22 protein-coding genes and 2 pseudogenes are annotated in these 20,007 nt (G+C 58.1%); 17 read left to right on the top strand and 7 right to left on the bottom strand.

Annotated features, from left to right (window positions below; all coding sequences use genetic code 11):
* Window positions 1-288: 288 nt before the first annotated feature.
* A pseudogene (locus NUH87_RS31250) lies at window positions 289-390 on the top strand (lysis protein); the annotation flags it as partial.
* 110 nt (window positions 391-500) lie between these two features.
* Here NUH87_RS31250 and NUH87_RS11225 read toward each other — a convergent pair.
* From NUH87_RS11225 to NUH87_RS11195, 7 genes are all read right to left on the bottom strand, one after another.
* Window positions 501-1,388 (bottom strand): methionyl-tRNA formyltransferase, encoded by an 888-nt coding sequence (locus NUH87_RS11225; protein ID WP_338525996.1) that lies wholly within the window; start codon window positions 1,386-1,388, stop codon window positions 501-503.
* A gap of 32 nt (window positions 1,389-1,420) precedes the next feature.
* Window positions 1,421-1,783: a hypothetical protein gene (locus NUH87_RS11220; RefSeq protein ID WP_338525995.1), complete on the bottom strand. Its 363-nt coding sequence runs from the start codon at window positions 1,781-1,783 to the stop codon at window positions 1,421-1,423.
* A gap of 377 nt (window positions 1,784-2,160) precedes the next feature.
* Window positions 2,161-2,895, bottom strand: a complete 735-nt coding sequence (locus NUH87_RS11215; RefSeq protein WP_338525994.1) for a carbonic anhydrase family protein — start codon at window positions 2,893-2,895, stop codon at window positions 2,161-2,163.
* A 160-nt stretch (window positions 2,896-3,055) separates the two neighbouring features.
* Entirely contained in the window at window positions 3,056-3,700 is a 645-nt protein-coding gene (locus NUH87_RS11210) for a C39 family peptidase (RefSeq protein WP_338525993.1), read from the bottom strand.
* A complete protein-coding gene (locus NUH87_RS11205) occupies window positions 3,697-4,983 on the bottom strand; it encodes a transporter (RefSeq protein WP_338525992.1) in 1,287 nt (428 codons plus the stop codon). Before NUH87_RS11205 ends, NUH87_RS11210 begins: the two co-directional genes overlap by 4 nt.
* Before the next feature lie 72 nt (window positions 4,984-5,055).
* The gene (locus tag NUH87_RS11200; protein WP_338525991.1) at window positions 5,056-5,544 is read right to left on the bottom strand and encodes a hypothetical protein; all 489 of its coding nucleotides are present in this window, start codon (window positions 5,542-5,544) and stop codon (window positions 5,056-5,058) included.
* Window positions 5,545-5,589: 45 nt separating this feature from the next.
* A complete protein-coding gene (locus tag NUH87_RS11195) occupies window positions 5,590-6,132 on the bottom strand; it encodes a hypothetical protein (protein ID WP_338525990.1) in 543 nt (180 codons plus the stop codon).
* A gap of 348 nt (window positions 6,133-6,480) precedes the next feature.
* Here NUH87_RS11195 and NUH87_RS11190 point away from each other — a divergent pair, with 348 nt between their 5' ends.
* From NUH87_RS11190 to NUH87_RS11120, 16 genes and pseudogenes are all read left to right on the top strand, one after another.
* Window positions 6,481-7,224: a LexA family transcriptional regulator gene (locus NUH87_RS11190; RefSeq protein WP_338525989.1), complete on the top strand. Its 744-nt coding sequence runs from the start codon at window positions 6,481-6,483 to the stop codon at window positions 7,222-7,224.
* A 605-nt stretch (window positions 7,225-7,829) separates the two neighbouring features.
* Window positions 7,830-8,177, top strand: a complete 348-nt coding sequence (locus NUH87_RS11185) for a phage holin family protein (protein ID WP_338525988.1) — start codon at window positions 7,830-7,832, stop codon at window positions 8,175-8,177.
* 172 nt (window positions 8,178-8,349) lie between these two features.
* A complete protein-coding gene (locus NUH87_RS11180; RefSeq protein WP_338525986.1) occupies window positions 8,350-8,934 on the top strand; it encodes a phage tail terminator protein in 585 nt (194 codons plus the stop codon).
* Complete coding sequence (locus NUH87_RS11175) at window positions 8,931-9,113, top strand: DUF2635 domain-containing protein (RefSeq protein WP_040064837.1); 183 nt, start codon at window positions 8,931-8,933, stop codon at window positions 9,111-9,113. The genes NUH87_RS11180 and NUH87_RS11175 overlap by 4 nt, the downstream gene beginning before the upstream one ends.
* Window positions 9,113-10,609, top strand: a complete 1,497-nt coding sequence (locus NUH87_RS11170) for a phage tail sheath subtilisin-like domain-containing protein (RefSeq protein ID WP_338525985.1) — start codon at window positions 9,113-9,115, stop codon at window positions 10,607-10,609. The genes NUH87_RS11175 and NUH87_RS11170 overlap by 1 nt, the downstream gene beginning before the upstream one ends.
* Before the next feature lie 66 nt (window positions 10,610-10,675).
* Entirely contained in the window at window positions 10,676-11,023 is a 348-nt protein-coding gene (locus NUH87_RS11165; protein ID WP_338525984.1) for a phage tail tube protein, read from the top strand.
* Entirely contained in the window at window positions 11,020-11,316 is a 297-nt protein-coding gene (locus NUH87_RS11160) for a phage tail assembly protein (protein ID WP_040064840.1), read from the top strand. The genes NUH87_RS11165 and NUH87_RS11160 overlap by 4 nt, the downstream gene beginning before the upstream one ends.
* Window positions 11,317-11,446: 130 nt before the next feature.
* Complete coding sequence (locus tag NUH87_RS11155; protein ID WP_338525983.1) at window positions 11,447-13,846, top strand: phage tail protein; 2,400 nt, start codon at window positions 11,447-11,449, stop codon at window positions 13,844-13,846.
* A complete protein-coding gene (locus tag NUH87_RS11150) occupies window positions 13,836-15,122 on the top strand; it encodes a DNA circularization protein (RefSeq protein WP_040064411.1) in 1,287 nt (428 codons plus the stop codon). The genes NUH87_RS11155 and NUH87_RS11150 overlap by 11 nt, the downstream gene beginning before the upstream one ends.
* Before the next feature lie 3 nt (window positions 15,123-15,125).
* A complete protein-coding gene (locus tag NUH87_RS11145; RefSeq protein ID WP_338525982.1) occupies window positions 15,126-16,172 on the top strand; it encodes a phage baseplate assembly protein in 1,047 nt (348 codons plus the stop codon).
* A 26-nt stretch (window positions 16,173-16,198) separates the two neighbouring features.
* Entirely contained in the window at window positions 16,199-16,708 is a 510-nt protein-coding gene (locus tag NUH87_RS11140; RefSeq protein ID WP_338525981.1) for a phage baseplate assembly protein V, read from the top strand.
* Complete coding sequence (locus tag NUH87_RS11135; protein WP_338525980.1) at window positions 16,708-17,106, top strand: phage GP46 family protein; 399 nt, start codon at window positions 16,708-16,710, stop codon at window positions 17,104-17,106. The genes NUH87_RS11140 and NUH87_RS11135 overlap by 1 nt, the downstream gene beginning before the upstream one ends.
* Complete coding sequence (locus NUH87_RS11130; protein ID WP_338525979.1) at window positions 17,096-18,136, top strand: baseplate J/gp47 family protein; 1,041 nt, start codon at window positions 17,096-17,098, stop codon at window positions 18,134-18,136. Before NUH87_RS11135 ends, NUH87_RS11130 begins: the two co-directional genes overlap by 11 nt.
* Entirely contained in the window at window positions 18,124-18,723 is a 600-nt protein-coding gene (locus NUH87_RS11125) for a YmfQ family protein (protein WP_338525978.1), read from the top strand. Before NUH87_RS11130 ends, NUH87_RS11125 begins: the two co-directional genes overlap by 13 nt.
* A gap of 11 nt (window positions 18,724-18,734) precedes the next feature.
* Window positions 18,735-18,962 (top strand): annotated as a pseudogene (locus tag NUH87_RS31245) (hypothetical protein); the annotation flags it as partial.
* Window positions 18,939-20,000, top strand: a complete 1,062-nt coding sequence (locus NUH87_RS11120) for a gp53-like domain-containing protein (RefSeq protein WP_422393935.1) — start codon at window positions 18,939-18,941, stop codon at window positions 19,998-20,000. The pseudogene NUH87_RS31245 and the gene NUH87_RS11120, both read left to right, overlap by 24 nt.
* The last annotated feature ends 7 nt before the right edge of the window (window positions 20,001-20,007 follow it).

The following is a 20,007-nucleotide window of genomic DNA, read 5'->3' as shown; positions in this document are numbered from 1 at the left end:
GTTAGAAGATACGTCATTCATTCCTCAGTTGTGCTATTTCTTCAATAACTATCAGAAGTTGGGCAATGATATTGGTCTTACTAGCCTGACTTAACTCTGCTTGCGCTCACTCCTGATCCTTCTTCCTTCGATGAATGTCGTAGCCTGGCATTTGATCGGTGTCATTGCGTTGCTGGCCGTTGTAGCCGGAGGCACCGCAGCGCTGGCGTGGCAACTTTAGGACTGGTGCTACGGTCGGCAACAGACAGAGCTGGAGAGGCTTTTGGGTGAGACGCTGAATGAGTTGCCCCAGCGTATGCTCAACGAATTGTCGGCATCACCGACCACGGTGATAGAGGATGGATTGCTCTGGCCGCGTGTCAAGCTTACGTCAGGGCTTTGGCTACATGAGTCCGCAGAGTATTTCGCACAACTTGTCTGTTTGCTGACGAACTTGACAAGTATCAGGCCTCCCAGCAGAAATCCACGCACCACTCAAGCAGGTCAATGCACCATAGCCATCAGCTGAACCGAACGCGGAACTTTGACAGAGGCAGCATGGTGCTACCTTCTTCGTCCGTTACGCAGACGGTCACCTTCAATAGTCCGGTACCGCACACCACGACGGGTAATCCGTTTTCAAAAAATATCACCTTTCCTGCCGTACGATTCTCGATCTGTACATCATCTTGCTCTTCGGCCGCAAGGATGCGAGCCGGGACATTGTCTACCTTGCAGAATGCACCTTTGTACGGGTTACCGACAGCATCGATCATCCGCCGAATCTTTCTCGCTGACTGACTCCAGTCAATTTGATAATCGTCATCGTCACGCCACAGACTGTATGTCGCTTGTTTGTGGTCCTGCGCCTTTGCTAGCAGTGGCTCGCCGCTGGCTAGTGTTTGCAAGACAGCCAGACCGGTATGCAGATAGCAGTCGCCGATAGCCTTAATGGCGTTTGCAATGGTGATCGGATACCGAATCGGTACCGACGTTTGATGAATGATGTCGCCTCGATCGTATTCACTGGCTCCGAATATCGCCGAAACGCCGACCTTGCTTTCGCCGTTGATCAGTGCATTGACTAATGGCGCGAAACCTCGGTACTTCGGCAGCAGAGAGTCATGGAAAACAATCAGTTTTTCTGGCGGGTGATTGATCAGCCAGCGCCAAGAGATGGCCATTGCATATTCGGTGGTAATCTCGGAAAAATCTTTCCGGTAGCTGAACTTGACGCCGCTGAAATTACACAGGGCTGCAATTTCGCTGGAGTAGTCGTTTAGTACGGAGGCGTCCTGACCGATGACTACTTCGGCAATGATGTCTTTGAATTGAGTGACTGCCTGTTCGGCAAAAGTCAGCCCTTTTTCTGTCATCACAAACAGGGTCAATAGATTCGATGTGCTCACGTTGTCGTTTTCCGCGCGTGTTAGATGGGGAACTATTTAAGAAATTTGCCTTTTTTATGTTCTTCGCCGGCGATCAATAACGCGGCATGTGCTTCGGCGAGCAGTTGAACTGAATAGGTGGGGTTGGCAGCGATGAGTTGTTTCAACCAGCTCCGCAACTCGTTTTCTTGAAAATCGGACTTAAGCAGGTAGGTACCGTCCAGTTTGATGTTGTCGATCTTGCCAATAGCGGAGCTCTGGCCGATCCACTCGACAGGGCCGGTTTGGATGTTGAGCGTGTCACCATAGGCTGCGACAGCCTGGACGCTATGGGGCGCCGCCGGCTCCCACCGTTTGAATGTGATTTTCATTGGCATTCCTGTAGCGGGCAACATCACAGCGAAGGTGCGATTCATGATACATGCTTCGCAGTTAGCTATCATAGAGGCACGCCGCTTATCCAGGTGTCCAAGGAGTAGTCAGCGAAACGACAAAGGGGATCGGGCTTGCTACCTGCCAGGCATGCGTTAGCGCTCGGTTTCAACTATGAAGGCAGGTTTCCAGAGGGGTTAGTAACGGTGCATTTTCTATGAGTGCTGATGCTGATCGCTGCATTTCCGTCCAAGGAGGGAGAGCGGAGGTGACGGCGCCTTCGTCAAATCGTACGCTAATCAATGCCATTTCATGCCAATCCGGTCAGGGAGGAGTCGGACTTTTTCCTGTTTCGATGACGGACCGGCTACGGCGCTTTTGTCAGCTCCGGTCCGTGGGTTTGTTCAGGTCATGCCGAGAATCAATCGCTGGACTCGATAACCCTGGAATTCAGGGGTTGGACAGGACGCGCGTTCATTCGATAAAACCTCCGAAAGGCGGCGATCTGATCATGGGACAGTTCGACCGGCGTCTTCATGACCATCCAGGTGACACCGGTGCTGCAAGGCGGTGTCGTCAATGAGCCCTGGTATTTGTAATAGCTGCCTTGAGGCGGGAGGAGGTTGGATAGATCGAAGGCGGCAAGCGTTCTGGTTTTCCCGACGTTCGGCAGCGCGTTGAACACGGGGGCCATGGCCTGGTTTTTTCTTCCTTCCTTGAACAGGACCGCCACGACAGCAATCCGTCCGTCTTGAGCGATATGGACAAAGTGGGCATCCATTGGAAAGGACTTGCTGTCGATTTTCTCTTCGCTGGGTGTATGGAAGTGGAACTGCTTGAGTTCGAACTCTTTATTGTCGATGCGCAGCGTGTTGCCGGGGGCCACATTGACTTGAATCGTATGTCCGTTGTTGGTCACGTCAGCCGCTTTAATGGCGTATTGAACGGACAGGTCAGGGAGCTTCGAGCTTTTTGCCTGGTGGCTTTCAATGTTGACGGGCGACTGCTCCTTGTCGGTGCTGCACGTAGCGTAGGCCGGGTCCACCTTGTCCCAGTGGGTGGGGCCGGTATTTCCTTCGTAATTCCAGGAAGCTGCATAACTGTTCAGTGACAGGGTGGCGAATATCACCGATATGGCCACTTTTGAGGTGTTCATGATGGTGGGTCTCGAGCAATGTCGAGACCTGAGCTTAAAATTCGGAAAAATAAGTAACTACTGTCAGAAATGACAGTTTTTCATACGGGTTGGCGATAAATATCATTGCTATATTCTAGTTTCTTCAAAATTCGCCAGGTGTCACCGCGTCCACTCGACATCAATTTGTCGGAATTCTTTGAAGCGTCCTGACCACTTCGGTTTCGGGTGAGATATACGGGATGGCGGGGATGCTCAGGTTGTGAAGCGCTGGCGTCTCGGCTCCTTCACGACCGACGATGAGGGTTTCGCCTTGCCATTCCTGAAACAACTCGAATAGCGGCAGCCTAAGGTGCCCACGAGAGGGATCGGCGAGAAAGGCATGTCCTTGGCCGACGCCTTTGAGCACAACAAAGTGATTCAGTTTGCTTCTGCGAAGAAGAAGGATGACCGGGCCATTCAAGGCGTATACCGATTCCGCTGGGAGCACTACACCATCAGCGGTATAGCCGAGGTTTTCTGCCGTCAATTTGAGATCCAGCATCGAAAACCCTTCAAGGGTTCGTTCGAGCATCGCGGTGTCGGGCAGTCGCAAAACCATATCCGACAGGATGTGCTCTTCTGTTACCGGATCCTCGAAATATCGACTCAGCAATAGGGCGAGCGTTGCCGCGCCACATGAGTAATCGAGGGTCTGTCTTTCAATGCCTTGCATTTTCAATAGGCTCATTGGTTTGAGCGTGAGGCCGGTGCCGGCAGGTAGTTGGGGGCTGAACGTGGTGAGTATCAGAACGCTCAAGATTTTCGGCACGGCTAGCCTGTTCAATTGAAGCGCCTTTTAAAGGCGATCGACAGGGCTGCCGGTCCCGCATCGTCGTTCAGGCCAAAGGTGACCCCAGGTGATATCACCCAGTCATCAGACACGCGATAGGAGGCGCTAAGCGAAAGATCGACAGGGTCGGAGTCGGACCCGTAGATGATTTCACGATCCGCTTTCATGTTGGCGCTATGGGCATAGGAAAACCTTGTGCCCAGCGACAGCTTTTCATTCAAGGCGAAGCCGACCCCGGCGTAGCTCTTCAACACCCAACCGGGCTGTAGGTGATAGCCGTCGATGGTGTTTGGGAAAAAGTGTTGATAACTGATTCCGCCAAAGAGAATCGCCGGATCGGTGGTACGGACAAACGCCAGGCCGGGCGCAATGCTCCAGTGCCCGGAGCCGTTATTCAGAGGGGTTTTCCAGCTATTGAGTGCGTCGTTGTATCGCCTTCTTCCCGTTGGCGCGGTCAGGTCGAGCGTCAGGGAGATGGCCGGACGGTTCGCGGACTCGTCGATGACTTGATATTGAGCGCCAGAGGTAATGTCGGCCAGGTTCCAGGCATCGGTATGGCGTACATGATCATTGCTGGAGACGTCCTGGATATAGCTGTAGGTGAGCGGCGTGCTCAGATACCCTTCAACGCCTTCGTAGAGACCTGCCCTGAGGGTGGATCTGAATTCCAGTTGCTTGGCCGAGTAGGAGGATCTTTGAAAGTAGCCCGCCTGAGGGAGCGCGTATTGCAGTCGGTTCTGTTTGTAGGCGATGCCGAGGTCCACCTCGTATTCACCGGGGGACAAGAGAACGGTGGAGCCGGTCAGGAAATCGAGGGGCGGTTGTGCTTCTGTTTCTGATCCATAGCTATTGTTTGACGTGTCACCCTCAGGTCTGTGGTCTGGCGTTGAGTTTTCGAGGCTTTGCGAGGTTTGGAAGGCTTTGGTCAGCTTGGCTATTTTCGATGCGTTTATGATCAACTCGCCAAATGTTGGTGACTCCAACAGGGTCTGGTGGTCTGGGCCCGATTTTAGCTGTCCCGTTAGCTGCTCTCCGTTGGTAAACAGGATGTGGTATTGACCTTCGGTTGCTATCGATTTAATGTCCCGTGTCGGGACTCTCACCGCTGAACTGTAATTTGTGTCAAAGATGCACAGTCCGTTATTGAACGATATTATTTTTCCGGAAAATTTGTCTCCATTTTTCAGGCCTATACTGTCTGCCAAGGCAGTCGGTATTTCCCCGACGTAAAAGGAAAAGGCACTGGTAGCGAAAAACAACCTTAAAGGGTTGGCCATTTCACATCCTTTTTATTGCCTTGAGCTGAGTGTTAAAGCCACCAACCTAGACTCATGGCTTTTTTTGATTTGCTACCAGGAAAAGTTTGAAATCGGTCGACTCCAACTGGTTTCTCTCCAGCCGTAATTGTATGGAACACCTGTCTTCTCGTCCACCGCTTGGTAGTGGTAGTCAATTTCTGTCGCATTATTCATGTTCCAATCTGTGCCGCTCGATTTGTCAGCGAGCCAGCGGTCACCAGCAATTTTGTGTTTGATACCATTTTCTAAATGCTCATATGTTCCGTGCGGATCCCATTCGCTACCCATGATTCGGTAGGATCTATAATCATGCTCGTTACCAAAATGATTTAGCTTTACGTTATAAATCTTGAGTCCAGCTGTTACGCTTGGCATCGGTTGGTCTGTAATTCTTGCTGCACCTTTAATTTGGCTCAACTCTTGATCGCTCAGTATCGTGAATTGAACGCCTTGGGCTTGAAGCGAAGTGAGAATAGGAGGATGGGCCAAGCCAATATTAGGTGATAAATATAGAGCTGCTGCTATGTAGAGATGTTTCATTTTTGACTCCTGATGGCGTTTGTTTTGGTGCGTGTCTATTGCTTATCAAGAGAGGGGGATGCCCATTTTGTTTACAAGTGCGAGTAGCTGAGGGTCTCCCTTTAGATTTTTGATGAAGCATTGATGCAGTTTTTCGTTTGAGTCCTTGGAGTTGAACGCTTCGTATATGTCGATACCGCTCTGCTCGTATAGATTGCTTACATGTGTATGCAATAGTGAGAAGTATTCAGTGCGTTCTCCTGATGATAGTTTTGAAAATTTATCTTCCTGCCCTATGCGATACCCTGGTGCTCCGGGAAGAGTTGAAACATCGATATAGAAAGGGCTGAGCCATTCAGGTATTACCGATCCATCAATAATGGGAAGTTCTCTGGCGTTTGTCATAGAGGAGGTGGTATGAGTGGATTTTTGCTGAGACTCTGCTGTCAGAGCTGAATGGCTGAGGCTTACGGTGTCATTTCTTTTTGCCGTGTTAGTGATGGAGGGTTCGATTACAAAACTTTCTTTCTTGGGTGATTTGTCTGTGGATATTTTGCTGGGGAAGGCTGGGCTGTATCCGTGGAAGGAAGATGTACCATTTATATTCATGGTTCGGCTCCTGACTCTGTTCGCGTTGGGTAATTTGTAAGCGAATATTAGATATGTTTGTTTGAGTGAGAAACTGGCCGAACGGATAGGTTTTTGAGTGTTTAATTATATGGAGGTTTATTTAAATTAAATGACTGAATATATGTAAGTCTTATCCTTCAGTGATGCGTGCTAATTGCCTACAATTGATCTCACAACCACATCCCTCGGCTCCGTGATCCTGACTGAACCCTGTGGCCCAATTCGCCGGGCACCGACAGTCGCAGCGATGGCTTCTGATGCCTGCGCCAAGGCCTATGCATAAAATATGCAAATCAGCATTTGCCATTCCGAGAAAGTGCAAGCAATATGCGCGTTATGCAAATACGCAACGTTTCTACCGTCCTACGAGCATTGCTCGATCGTCACGGGATCTCCCCTACGGAGCTTCACCGTCGTACCGGCGTGCCCCAATCCACCTTGTCGCGCATCCTCAGCGGGAAGATCGTCGATCCTTCGGACAAGCACATCTCGAAGATCGCCGAGTACTTCCGCATCAGTACCGACCAGTTGCGCGGGCGCGCGGGCATTGCCACCGCCCGGGACCAGGAGCAGGGCACGCTGCACTCCGAACTCAAGGATATAAGCCTGTGGGACGACGACACGCCCGTCGATGAAGACGAAGTGTCCGTCCCCTTTCTTCGCGAGGTTGAATTGGCTGCTGGATCAGGAAGATTCGTCATAGAAGAAAGCGAGAAGGCCAGCCTGCGCTTCGGCAAGCGCAGCCTGCGTCACAACGGCGTGCAGTTCGACCAGGCCAAGTGCGTGACCGTACGCGGCAACAGCATGTTGCCGGTGCTGCGCGACGGTGCCACGGTCGGGGTCAACGCCGGCAAGAGCGCCATCGGCGATATCGTCGATGGCGACCTTTACGCCATCAACCACAATGGCCAGCTGCGGGTGAAGCAGCTCTATCGCCTGCCCAGCGGGATCCGTCTGCGCAGCTTCAATCGTGACGAACATCCGGATGAGGACTACAGCTTCCAGGAGATCCAGGAAGAGCAGATCACCATCCTCGGTCACGTCTTCTGGTGGGGCATGTACGCCCGCTAACCCTTCCTGATTCGGAAAAAACCCACAGCGATGTGGGTTTTTTTACGCCTGCCAAAAAGCTCAACCCCTTGAACGACGCGGCCTCCATGCGCTCGTGCATCGACGACGCATAAATAAATGCATTTGTGCATTGACTGTATATGCATACATGCATATTCTTTGTCTCAAGCCGGCCAGAAAGGTCGGTGACAGGCAGCAATGCCAGGGGATAGCCCCCGCGCTCTTTAGTGGCACCGCTTCAAGGAACAGGCAGCGATGAACCGGCCTCAACGGTTCAGAGGGTTGGCAACTGACCCGGGTGTGCAGCGTAAAGCACCGTAAGCAGTTATCCGGCGGACAGGGTCGCGGTCGGAGGAACAATTTGAATCGATCCGTACCGCGCCAGTAGCGCCGAAGGATCGGGTGTCCTGCCTGAAGCCCCATCGCCGAAAATGCGAGCGGTTCCGGGGCCGGGCATCAGGACCGCATTACTGAAAAGCCTGGGCGACCGGGCTTTTTGGAATGCCCACCGAACGCGGGCTCTCAAGAGAACCCTTCACCTTGAACCACAAGCCCGAACCATCACCGGCCAATGAATGGCCCTTTTTTATTGCAGGAGGCGTGACATGACGAACGAGCAACAAGCGTTGGTGGACATGCCTATCTGGCTGGTCATCGTGCTGGCCGTGATCGGCGGGGTTTCCGGCGAAATGTGGCGCGCCGACAAGGACGGTGCCCGCGGCTGGGTACTGCTGCGGCGCTTGGTACTACGCTCCGGGGCCTGCATGGTCTGCGGTATGTCGACCATCATGCTGCTGTATGCCGCCGGCGTGTCGATCTGGACCGCCGGCGCCTTTGGCTGTCTGACCGCCATGGCCGGTGCGGATGCCGCCATCGGTATTTACGAGCGCTGGGCGGCCAAGCGCCTGGGGGTCGACGAGGTGCTTCCCCCGGAGACCAAGCCGGAACAATAGCGCGACAGACGTCCGGACAAAGCGCCCATGACCACCTTGGATATTGCCAATGGACTGGAGCTGGCGGGCCCGAGAGCAGGGCCCAGCTCGCAAGGATGCGGGCTTTCTGGAGGCGAGTGATCGCCTTTCGAACCCGTCAATCGACGGGTTCTTTATTACCCGGTGAACCCCCATGAACATCACCCCGATCCTCACGCAACTGCGTGATCAATGCCCCAGTCTTGCCAATCACATTTCCACCGGCCTTGATCTCGACCTGTTGCAAAGCAACACCACGCTACAAACCCCGGCGGCATTCGTCACCGTGATCGCCGACCTGGCGAGCAAGGACGCCTCACAAAACGTCACCCGCCAAACCCTGACCGATCGCCTGGAACTGGTCCTGGTACTCGACAGCAGCAACGGTGCCCAAGCTTTCGACCAACTGCACAGCCTGCGCGCCGAACTCTGGCGTGCCCTGGTCGGCTTCAAACCCGACACCTTCTACAACCCCATCGAATACGACGGCGGCGAACTGATCTCGATCAACGCCAGCCGCCTGCTCTATCGCCTGCATTTCTTCGCCGAGTTCCAACTGGGGCGCAACCGCTCCACGGACCCGGCCGAAACCTGGCACGAGCATGAATTGGACGGCTTGCCGTCTTTTAGCGGGGTGACGGTGAAGGTCGATGCCATCGACCCGGCCGACCCCAATCTGCACCGCCCAGGACCCGACGGGCGCCTGGAGTTGACTTTTTCAGGAGACGTAACGCAATGACCCAACGCATCACCGTAGTGCCGGCCCCAGGCCGCGCCGTGCCGGACCCGGAAGCCGGAGACCTGCTACCGCTCGAAGGCCGTGAAGTGGCCGACAGCGCCTGGTGGCGCCGCCGTCTGGCTGATGGCGATATCACCCTCAACGCCGTGCAAGCGGCACAACCACAGGATGCCCAATAATGGCTATCGGATTCAGCAACATCCCTGCGGACCTGCGTGTTCCGCTGTTCTACGCCGAAATGGACAACTCGGCGGCCAATAGCGCCTCCTCGACCCTGCGTCGACTGATCGTCGCCCAGGTCAACGACAACGCCACCGCCGCCGAAGTCGGCAGCCTGGTGCTGGTTTCCAGCGTAGCGCTGGCAAAAAGCATCGGCGGCCAAGGCTCGATGCTCGCCTCGATGTACGACACCTGGCGCAAGACCGATCCGGTCGGCGAGATCTGGTGCCTGCCGCTGCGCAATACCGTGGGCAGCATCGCCAAGGCTGACCTGAAACTGACCGGTACCGCCACCGAAAGCGGCGTGCTCAACCTGTATGTCGGCGGTGTGCGGGTCCAGGCCGCCGTGGTCAACGGGGCGACTGCCGCCCAGGTTGCCACCACCCTGGCGCTGCAAGTCAACGCGGCGGCCGACCTGCCGGTCAGCGCCGTGGCCGTCGACGGTACGGTGAGCCTGAGCTGCAAATGGACCGGTGACAGCGGCAACGACATCAGCCTGCAGTTCAATCGCCTGGGCAAGAGCAATGGCGAGCAGACCCCGGCCGGCCTGACCATCGTCTCCGCGGCGATGGCCGGTGGCACCGGTGTGCCGGACCAGGTTGCCGCGCTCGCGGCACTGGGCGACGAACCGTTCGAATTCATCTGCCAGCCCTGGTCCGATGTGGCGACCCTGAACGCCTGGCAAGCCGCGATGAACGACAGCGCCGGTCGCTGGTCCTGGTCCAAGCAGCTGTTCGGCCACGTCTACACCGCCATGCGCGGTACTGTCGGCACCCTGGTGGCCGCCGGTCAAGCCCGTAACGACCAGCATGTGACCATCCTGGCCATGGAGCCGGGCGTGCCGCAACCGGTCTGGGTCCAGGCTGCTGCCTTGGCCGCGCGTACTTCGGTGTTCATCTCCGCCGACGCCAGCCGTCCGACCCAGAGCGGCAGCCTGCCCGGCATCGATCCGGCCGCGGCCAGCGGACGTTTCACCCTGACCGAGCGTCAGTCGCTGCTCAGCTACGGTCTGGCCACCGCGTACTACGAAGGCGGTTACGTGCGCATCCAGCGGGCGATCACCACCTACCAGAAGAACGCCTACGGCCAGGCGGACAACTCCTACCTGGACAGCGAGACCATGCACCAGTCGGCCTTTATCGTGCGCCGTCTGCAAAGCGTGATCACCAGCAAGTACGGTCGCCACAAGCTCGCGGCCGATGGCACCCGCTTCGGTGCCGGCCAGCCGATCATCACCCCGAGCACCATCCGCGGCGAGTTGATCGCCCAGTACGCCAAGCTCGAACTGGAAGGCCACGTGGAGAACGCCGAGATGTTCGCCGCGCACCTGATCGTCGAGCGCGACACCCAGGACCCGAGCCGGGTCAACGTGCTGTTCCCGCCGGACTACATCAACGGCCTGCGTGTGTTCGCGCTGCTCAACCAGTTCCGCCTGCAGTACGACGCGGCGGCCTGATCGCCTGCCCACACTGCGTAACCCCAGTCCGCTCGATGCGGGCTTTTTATTGCAAGGAGATACACCATGGGTCAACTGATTGCGGGCACCTGCTACGTCAAAGTGGACGGCGCTCAACTGACTATCAACGGCGGCTGCGAAGCGCCCCTGATGTCCGTCAAACGGGAAACGGTCGTGCCGGGTTTCTACAAGGAAACCGACGTCGCTCCGTCTTTCACCGTCACCGCGTTGCATACGCCGGACTTCCCCCTCCAACAACTGATCGCCGGCACCGACATGACCGTCACCTGCGAATTCAGCAACGGCAAGGTCTACGTCCTGGCCGGTGCCTATCTGATCGAGACGCCATCGGCCAAGGGCGATGACGCGACCATTTCGCTGAAATTCGAAGGCATCAAGGGGACCTGGCAATGACTGATCCAGTGAAGTTGCAGGTGCCCATCGAGGCCCACGGAGAACCCCTGGGCGAGCTCACCCTGCGTCGTCCGACGGTGCAGGAAGTGCGGACGATCAAGGCGCTGCCGTACAAGATCGACAAGGGCCAGGACGTCAGCCTCGACATGGATGTCGCGGCCAAGTACATCGCGGTCTGCGCCGGCATTCCGCCGTCGTCGGTCAACCAGCTGGACCTGTCCGACCTCAACACCCTGAGCTGGGCGGTGGCCGGTTTTTTCATGAGTGCGGCATCGCAGCCATCGGCGAGCTGATTGCGGTCGCCTATGACCTGGCCTGGTTCTGGAAGGTTGATCCCGAACAGATGATGGCCAGGCCCTTGGATGTGCTCCGGGAATCCCTGGAGCATGCGCAACGGATCAATGCGATGCAGCAGGTGCAGTGATGGCTACGACAAATAACATGCTCACGGCGAATACCCAGACGATTGTGAACATGGCCCTTGTCGTGAGCGGCGTCCAGAAAATGGACGACGACATGGCAAAGGTCACCACGAAAGTCGGGAGTTTCAAAAAGAGCCTGGAGGACAGCGGTCTGGGCGAGCTGGATTTTTCGGCGTTGTTCAAGGGCGAAGGCTTGGCGTCGCCGTTTGTCGAAGGTGTCCGGGCGGCGATCAAGGAAGAAAACAAGTTGGCCGAGGCCCGCAAGGGGGCTGAGGGACCGGAGTTGCCGGATCCGAAGCTGGGGCCCACGGCGCAGAATCTGGCGAAGTTGAGTGAGGCGGTCGACAGCGTTTCAGTGAAGTTCGGCCAGGCACTGTTGCCTGTAGTGAATTCCGTAGTGACGGCGTTGGTGCCGCTGGTGAGTACCGTCGCCGAGTTCGTGGCGGCCAACCCGAACCTGGTTCAAGGACTGGCGGCGGGGGCGTTGGCGTTTACCGTCATGCGTGGTGCGGTGACGGGGGTGCTGGGCGCGATGGAGTTGCTCAAGGTCGGTTTCCTGGCCTCGCCGATCGGTTTGGTTGCGTTGGGTATCGCCGTTGCGGCGGGGCTGATCGTTGCCTACTGGGAACCGATCTCAGGCTTTTTCCACGGGCTTTGGGACGCTATCAAAAGCATGGCGGCCGGCTTCATGTCGGGGCTGGAAGCGGTGCTCTCCTGGTCGCCGATGCCGATGATTACCGCGGGCTGGGAGACGATCAGTGTGTTTTTCGCCAGCCTTTGGGAGTCGATCAAGGCGGTAACCGCTCCGGTGTTCGACTTTTTCAAGGTGCTGTTTTCCTGGACGCCCCTGGGCCTGGTCATCGACAACTGGGGGCCGCTGACGGGGCTCTTCGATTCGATCTGGCGCTTGCTCAAGGCCTTGGCCGTGCCAGTGATGGACTTTCTCAAGGGGGTATTCGACTGGTCGCCGCTGGGGTTGATCATCAATAACTGGGGCGCTATCGGCGCATTTTTCGAGGGGCTCTGGGACACGCTCAAAGCTACGGCCGCACCGGTAGTGGACTTTTTCAAGGCGCTGTTCGATTGGTCGCCGCTGGGGTTGATCATCAATAACTGGGGGGCGATCAGTGCATTTTTTGACGGCCTCTGGATCGAACTCAAAGCTACGGCCGCACCGGTAGTGGACTTTTTCAAGGCGCTGTTCGACTGGTCGCCGCTGGGGTTGATTATCAATAACTGGGGGGCGATCAGCGCATTTTTCGACGGCCTTTGGATCGAACTCAAAGCGACGGCCGCACCGGTGGTGGACTTTTTCAAGGCGCTGTTCGACTGGTCGCCGCTGGGGCTGATCATCAATAACTGGGGGACGATCGGCGCATTTTTCGAGGGGCTCTGGGACACGCTCAAAGCGGCGACCGCACCGGTAGTGGACTTTCTCAAGGCGCTGTTCGACTGGTCGCCGCTGGGGCTGATCATCAATAACTGGGGGACGATCGGCGCATTTTTCGAGGGGCTCTGGGACACGCTCAAAGCGGCGACCGCACCGGTAGTGGACTTTCTCAAGGCGGTTTTCGACTGGTCACCGCTGGGGCTGATCATCAATAACTGGGGAGCGATCAGCACATTTTTCGAGGGGCTCTGGGACACGCTCAAAGCGACGGCCGCACCGGTAGTGGACTTTTTCAAGGCACTGTTCGACTGGTCGCCGCTGGGGCTGGTCATCAATAACTGGAGCGCTATCGGCGCTTACTTCGACACGATCTGGGCAGCCCTGCAAGACCCCGCACAGTTGCTCAAGGACTTCTTCCAGACGTTGTTCGAGTGGTCTCCGGTCGAGCAGGTCGTTGCCAACTGGCAGCCCATCAGCGAAGTCTTTTCTGCCTTGTGGGACGTATTGCGAAGTCTGGCGACACCCGTCATGGACTTTTTCCAGACGCTGTTCGACTGGTCGCCACTGGGGCTGATCATCAAGAACTGGGACCCGATTGTCACCTGGTTCGCTGGCTGGTGGAGCAAGTTGCAAACCCTTATCGCGCCGATCAAGGAATTGTTCAGTGGCGGTTTCGGTAACTTTGTCACCCAGGTCACCGGCAAGGTCGATGGCCTGGCGCAGCAGCAAGAGGCCACGAATGCCAAGGCGGCCAATGGTGGTGCTTCCCTCTGGAACTGGGGGGACGCGTCAAGCACTACAGACTCCGGTCTGATGAGCAACGCCAACGCCCTGGTCCAGCAAACCGCCGCCAACAACCGCACGCAACTCGAAGGTGGCTTGGTCGTGAGCTTCAAGGATGCACCGCCGGGTCTGCGCGTCGAGCAATCCCAAACCAACCAACCGGGCCTGGACCTGACGCCTCGCGTCGGTTATCGCTCGCTTTCTCTCGGAGGTGCTTATGGCGACTAACTGGCGTGATCGTTTGTTGCCGGCGTCGTTTCGCGGCGTGCCGTTCTGGGTCGACCAGGCGAAAACCCCGGTCGGCCAGAAGGGCCAGTTGCATGAATACCCCCAGCGCGACCAACCGTTCTTCGAAGGCCTCGGCCAGCAGGCGAAGATCCATGATCTGATGGCGTTTATCGTCGGCGCCGATTGTCTTGAACAGCGTGACGAACTGCTCAAGGCGCTGGAGGAGGGTAGTGGCGAACTGGTCCATCCGTGGCTGGGGCGGATGCAGGTCAAGGTCGGCGCCTGCGACATGACCCAGACCCGCAAGGACGGCGGGCTGGTGACCTTCAACCTGAAGTTCTACCCGGACGAACCGCTGCAGTTCCCCAAGGCCGTCGTCAACACCCAGGAGCAATTGCAGGTGGCGTCGGACAACTTGCTCGATTCTTCGGTGGCGCGTTTCGATGGGGCGATGTCGCAGATCAATCAGGCGCGGATCGGCCTGGAAAACCTGCGCAAGGGGATTACCTTGGCGTATCACGTGATCGAACAGGAGTTGCAGCCGTTGATCGAGACGTACGCGAACGTTTACGCCCTGGTTCGCACGATCAAGGAGTTCCCCAAGCAAGTGAGTGCTGCGGTCAAAGGCGTGCTGGGCGAATTCAAGGGGTTGGTGGGCGAAGTCAAGAGCGTTGTGGGCGAAGTGCGGGGCTTGAAAGACTTTGCCGTCCAGGGCTATCACGGAATGCTGGCCGACCTCTCGAAACAGGTCGAGGACGCCAAGTCCCTCGACACTTCAAAACTGACCATTGGCAAGGACTCCGCCGCGGCCTCACAGGCCACGGTGAACCTGATCCAGGATGCCTTGCTGGTCCAGATCTCCCAGCTTGTGTCAATGATACCGGTGGCGACGCCGGCGGTGAAACTGACGACCACACCGTCACTGGCCCAACAAGCCCAGCAGCCGGTGCAACGGGCCGATGTGCCAGTGGTCGATGATGTGCTGGCGCTGCGTGACAACCTCAACGAGGTGATCTGGCAGGCGGCGCTCAAGGCCGATGCGCTGCATTACCAGGCGCTCAGTACCGTTCGTCAGGCGCTAACGCAGCATCTCAACGCGGTGGCCTCCACCGGGGTGCGGCTGATTGATCTGATTCCCAAGAGCAACCTGCCGGCACTGGTCGTGGCCTACCAGAACTTCGGTGATGCCACGCGGGTAGGGGAAGTGGTGCAGCGCAACCGGATTTCGCACCCCGGTTTCATACCGCCGGCGCCGGTGCAGATATCCCGGGAGTAAGCCATGAATGACATCGACAATGCCGTCGTCCTGCTGGTTGACGGCCTGAGTTATGAGGGCTGGAAGACCATCGAGATCAGTGCCGATCTCGAGCGTCAGTTCCGCACCTTCAAGCTCGGTATCACCTGGAAATGGCCGGGGCAGACCCTGGCCGTGCCGATCAAGGCCGGCGCCCGTTGTTCGGTCTTGATCGGCTGCGACCTGGTCCTGACCGGTTACGTGTACAAGGCGCCCATCAGCTATGACGGCAATCAGATCAGCCTCACCGTCGAGGGCAGTTCGCTGACCCGGGACCTGGTGGATTGTGCGGCCGTCAACCAGCCGGGCCAATGGCGAGAACAGAGCCTGCTGAAGATCGTCGAGGCGCTGGCCAAGCCCTACCAGGTCAACGTGCGCAGCGAGATCCCGGAAACCACCAAACTGCAAACCCACAGCATCGTGCCGGGTGAGACGGTGTTCAAGTCCATCGATCGGTTGCTGACGTTGTATCGGGTGTTCTCCACCGATGATGCAGCCGGCAACCTGGTACTCGCCAAGCCCGGAAGCGCAGGGCGGGCCACCGATGTGCTGGAACTGGGCAAGAACATTCTTTCGGCCAATACGGCGAGGGACTACAGCAAGGTGTTCTCCGAGTACCGGGTGATTGGCCAGCACAAGGGCAGCGACCAGAAAAGTGGCAGCGCGGTGAGCGAAGTGTCCGGGGTATCCAGCGAGACCAATCCGGATCGCAAGCGCGTCACGGTGATCAGCCTGAGCGCGCAGATCACTCCGGAGCTGGCCCAGCAACGGGCTGACTGGGAGCGGGCGACGCGCCGTGCCAGGGCCCTGACGACCACCTACACCGTGCAGGGCTGGCGACAGTCCAACGGTGACCTGTGGCGACACAACCTGACCGTGCGGGTGAAGGACCCGGTGCTGGACGTGGACCAGGAGATGCTCATCTCCAAGGTGACCTGGTCGTTGTCCGACAAGGGTTCGATCACCACCCTGGAAGTGGCGCCACCGACAGTCTTCGACGCGACCCCAGCGCCTGCAAAGGCTACGAAGTAATCACCCCGCTTGCCCAAGGAATCCCCATGAGCCTACTGACACGCCTGCTGGCGCGCGGCACTGTCGTGCTTGCCAACTCGGCCAACAAACTGCAATCGCTGCAAATGCGCCTGACCGCCGGTGAAGTGAACGACGATATGGAGCACTTCGAGCCCTACGGCTTTACCAGCAACCCGCTGGCCGGCGCCGAAGGCATCGCCACCTTTCTCGGCGGCGACCGTTCCCACGCTATCGTGCTGGTGGTCGCCGACCGTCGCTACCGCTTGCAGAACCTCGCCCCCGGCGAAATCGCCCTCTATACCGACGAGGGCGACAAGATCCACTTCAAGCGTGGCCGGATCATCGATATCGAAACCGGCACCCTGAACATCCGCGCCAGCACTGCGGTGAACATCGACAGCCCGACGCTGACCCAGACCGGAAAGATCGTTTCCCAGGGCGATCAGGTCGCCGGCGGTATCAGCCAGATGAAGCATGTACACGGTGGCATCCAGCCGGGCAACGGCCAGACCGGCGCGCCGACGGGAGGTGCCTGATGTTCGTTGCCAACGACCTAAAGACGGCGCTGACCCGCTCGGTGCTGATCAGCCTGTTTACCTGGCGTCGCGCCAACGCCGACGACCGCCTCGATGACGATGAGCGTTTCGGCTGGTGGGGCGACAGTTTTCCCACGGTGACCGACGACCGTATCGGTTCGCGGCTGTGGCTGTTGCGACGGGTCAAGCTCACCGCGCAGACCCAGCTTGACGCCGAATTCTATGCCCGCGAAGCCTTGCAATGGTTGCTCGACGACGGGCATTGCAGCGCTATCGAGATTCAAACCGAACGGCTCGACGCCCAGCGCCTGAACCTGCGCACGGTTCTGACCCTGGCCAGCGGCGAGCGCCTGGATATCAACCCGAACCACAGTTGGCAGGTGACTTATGCCGTTTGAAACCCCTTCGCTGCCGGTGCTGATCAACCGCACCCAAGGCGACCTGGCCGGCGATGCGCTGCGCCAGTCCGATGCACAGGTCCTGGCCCGCACCCTGGGCGGTACGGCCTTCGGCCTTTACGGTTACCTCGACTGGATTGCCGAGCAGATCCTGCCCGACACCGCCGATGAAACTACCCTGGAGCGCATTGCCGCGTTGCGCCTGCATCAACCACGCAAGGCCGCGCAGGCGGCCAGCGGCAGCGTCAGTTATACCGCTGCGGCGGGGGCGCTGCTCGATGCCGGTACCCTGCTGCAGACCAGTGATGGGCGCAGCTACACCGTGACGCTTGGCGGTGCTACCAACAGCGGGGCGAATACTGCGCAGATCCAGGCGCTGGATGCCGGCAGCCTGGGCAACGCCGATGCCGGGCTGACGTTGTTTCCGGTGCAGCCGGTGCAAGGGATCGGCAATACCTTCACCGTGCTCGATCCTGGTTTGACCGGTGGCGTCGCGGCAGAAAGCGTCGAATCGCTGCGGGCGCGGGTGATTCGTTCCTATCGCATTATTCCCAACGGCGGTTCGGCGGCCGACTACGAAACCTGGGCACTGGAGTGTCCGGGGATTACCCGGGCCTGGTGTCGTGGCAGCTACCTGGGGCCGGGTACCGTCGGCTTGTTTGTGATGCGCGACGACGATCCGGTGCCGCTGCCGGATGATGGGCAGCTGGCATTGGTCCAGGCCTATATCGACCCGTTGCGCCCGGTGACCGCCGAGTTGCACGTACTGGCGCCGGTGCTGGTCCCGGTGACCTACACCTTGCGCCTGATCCCGGACACCACCGCCACCCGCGCTGCCGTGGAGGCCGAGTTGCAGGACCTGCACGATCGTGAGGGCGGCCTGGGTGAAACGCTGTTGCTGACCCATATCGCCGAGTCCATCAGCAGTGCCAGCGGCGAGCAGGATCACCTGCTGGTCTCGCCGTCCGCCGATGTGCCAGCAGCCACCAACCAGTTGCTGACCTTCGGAGGTTGCGTATGGCTGGAGTAAGAACCGCCGCGCAGTACCAGGAGCAGTTGCGCAGTCTGATGCCGGCGGGCCCGGCCTGGGACCCGGAGCAGGTGCCGGAAATCCAGCAGGTGCTGTTGGGGATTGCCCAGGAACTGGCACGGATCGATGCCCGGGCCGTAGACCTGATCAATGAAGTGGACCCGGTAACGGTCAGTGAACTGGTGCCGGACTGGGAGCGGGTGATGAACCTGCCCGACCCGTGCCTGGGGCCCAATCCCTTGTTCGACGATCGCCGCCAGGCGGTACGTCGACGGTTGCTGGCGGTGGGCGACCAGAGCATCGGCTACTTCCTCGATATCGCCCGCAGCCAAGGTTATCCGAATGCCAGCGTGACCGAGCTGCAGACCCCGCGCATGGGCCGGGCACGGTTCGGCAAGGCGCGCTTTGGCACCTGGCAGGCGCAGTTCATGTGGACGCTCAATACCGGTGGCCGACTGCTCATGGGCCGGCGTTTCGGCGCGAGCTACTGGGGCGAGCGCTTCGGCGCCAACCCCGGTAGTGCTCTTGAGTGCTTGATACACCGCAGTGCCCCGGCTCATACGCTGGTGCACATCAATTATGATTAGAGGTTAGAAATATGGATTATCCAAAGAGTGTACCCAGTGTAGGGTTGGTGAACGGTAAGTTTGTAGATGAAAACCCTGTAACAGGAACACCGGGTTCATTGATACCTGCGTCATGGGGGAATTCGGTCACAGATGAAATTGTGAATGTAGTAACAGCTTCTGGTCTGGTTCCCGATGAAGCTGACCCTGGGCAACTATTACTGTCCATTCAAAGGATGAATCAATCAGATTCGGTTAAATACGCTTTGGATACAGGGCAGGCCGGCGCTTATAGTGCGAATTATGCTCCAGCCATCAAGGCACTTTTAGACGGCGTAGTACTACGTTTCAAGGCCCAGAATGGCAACATAGGGGCAAGCACCTTTAGTCCGAACGGACTGGCCGCAGCGCCTATTGTCGGTGCTGCGCACTCCGCGCTCCAAGGTGGCGAGATTGTTGCCAATGGTGATGTATGGGTGCAGTGGAACAGTTCAATCGGAACCGGCTCGTGGGTGCTGGTCGATAGCACTGGCGGTGCATTCCAGGTCGCCAATGCAAGCAAAAGTCAGCATGCCGTTGCATTCGGGCAGTTGGCTGCCGCTATTGGCACCACTGCGCCGCAGTTCGACAGCAGCCAAAAGTTCGCCACCACCGGGTTCCTGGCCCGTTCTGGCAAGCAACTGTCGGGCGTGCTGCCGTTCACCGGTGCGCTGACGGGGGTTGCGTCGCACGTCGGTGGGTTCCTCTACGGCTGGAGCTCCACCGCCAACTCCTACAGCCTACCGAACACGGTTTCGCTGGCAATCCCGGTCGGCGCGGTGGTCACGCTTGCCAACTTTGGCTCCAATGCCATGACCATTGTGCCGCAGGGCACGGACAAGACCCAGACACCTAGCCTACCGGCCACCACCGGCTCGTTCATGCTGGTGCCGGGGACGTCGGCCGAGTTCACCCATGTTGGCAGTGGCACATGGTTTATCACCGGCAACGCGGTCAACAGCAGCAGCGCCGATTTTGCCGCCAGTATCGGGATCAATGGTTATCAGAAATTGGGTAGTTGGATTATTCAGTGGGGCACGGCGACGGCCATTGCGGCAGGTGGTTCGCTCACCGTGACCTACCCCCTGGCTTTCCCGAATGTCTCCCTTATGACCTTGCCGGGCAATTCAGCCAGCGTTGGTTCCACCGCCAACACCTGCACGGTCGGCGTGAGATACGGCGGCGTTTCGCAATGCACTTTTTATGCAAACGGTACGGTGGGTTCGCCAAACGTGCCGTGGATTGCAATCGGATACTGAGGAAACA

The organism is Pseudomonas batumici (genome assembly GCF_036585405.1).
GTDB lineage: Bacteria > Pseudomonadota > Gammaproteobacteria > Pseudomonadales > Pseudomonadaceae > Aquipseudomonas > Aquipseudomonas batumici.
Note: the sequence above shows the minus strand (reverse complement) of the source record. Positions and strands in the feature narration are given on the sequence as shown.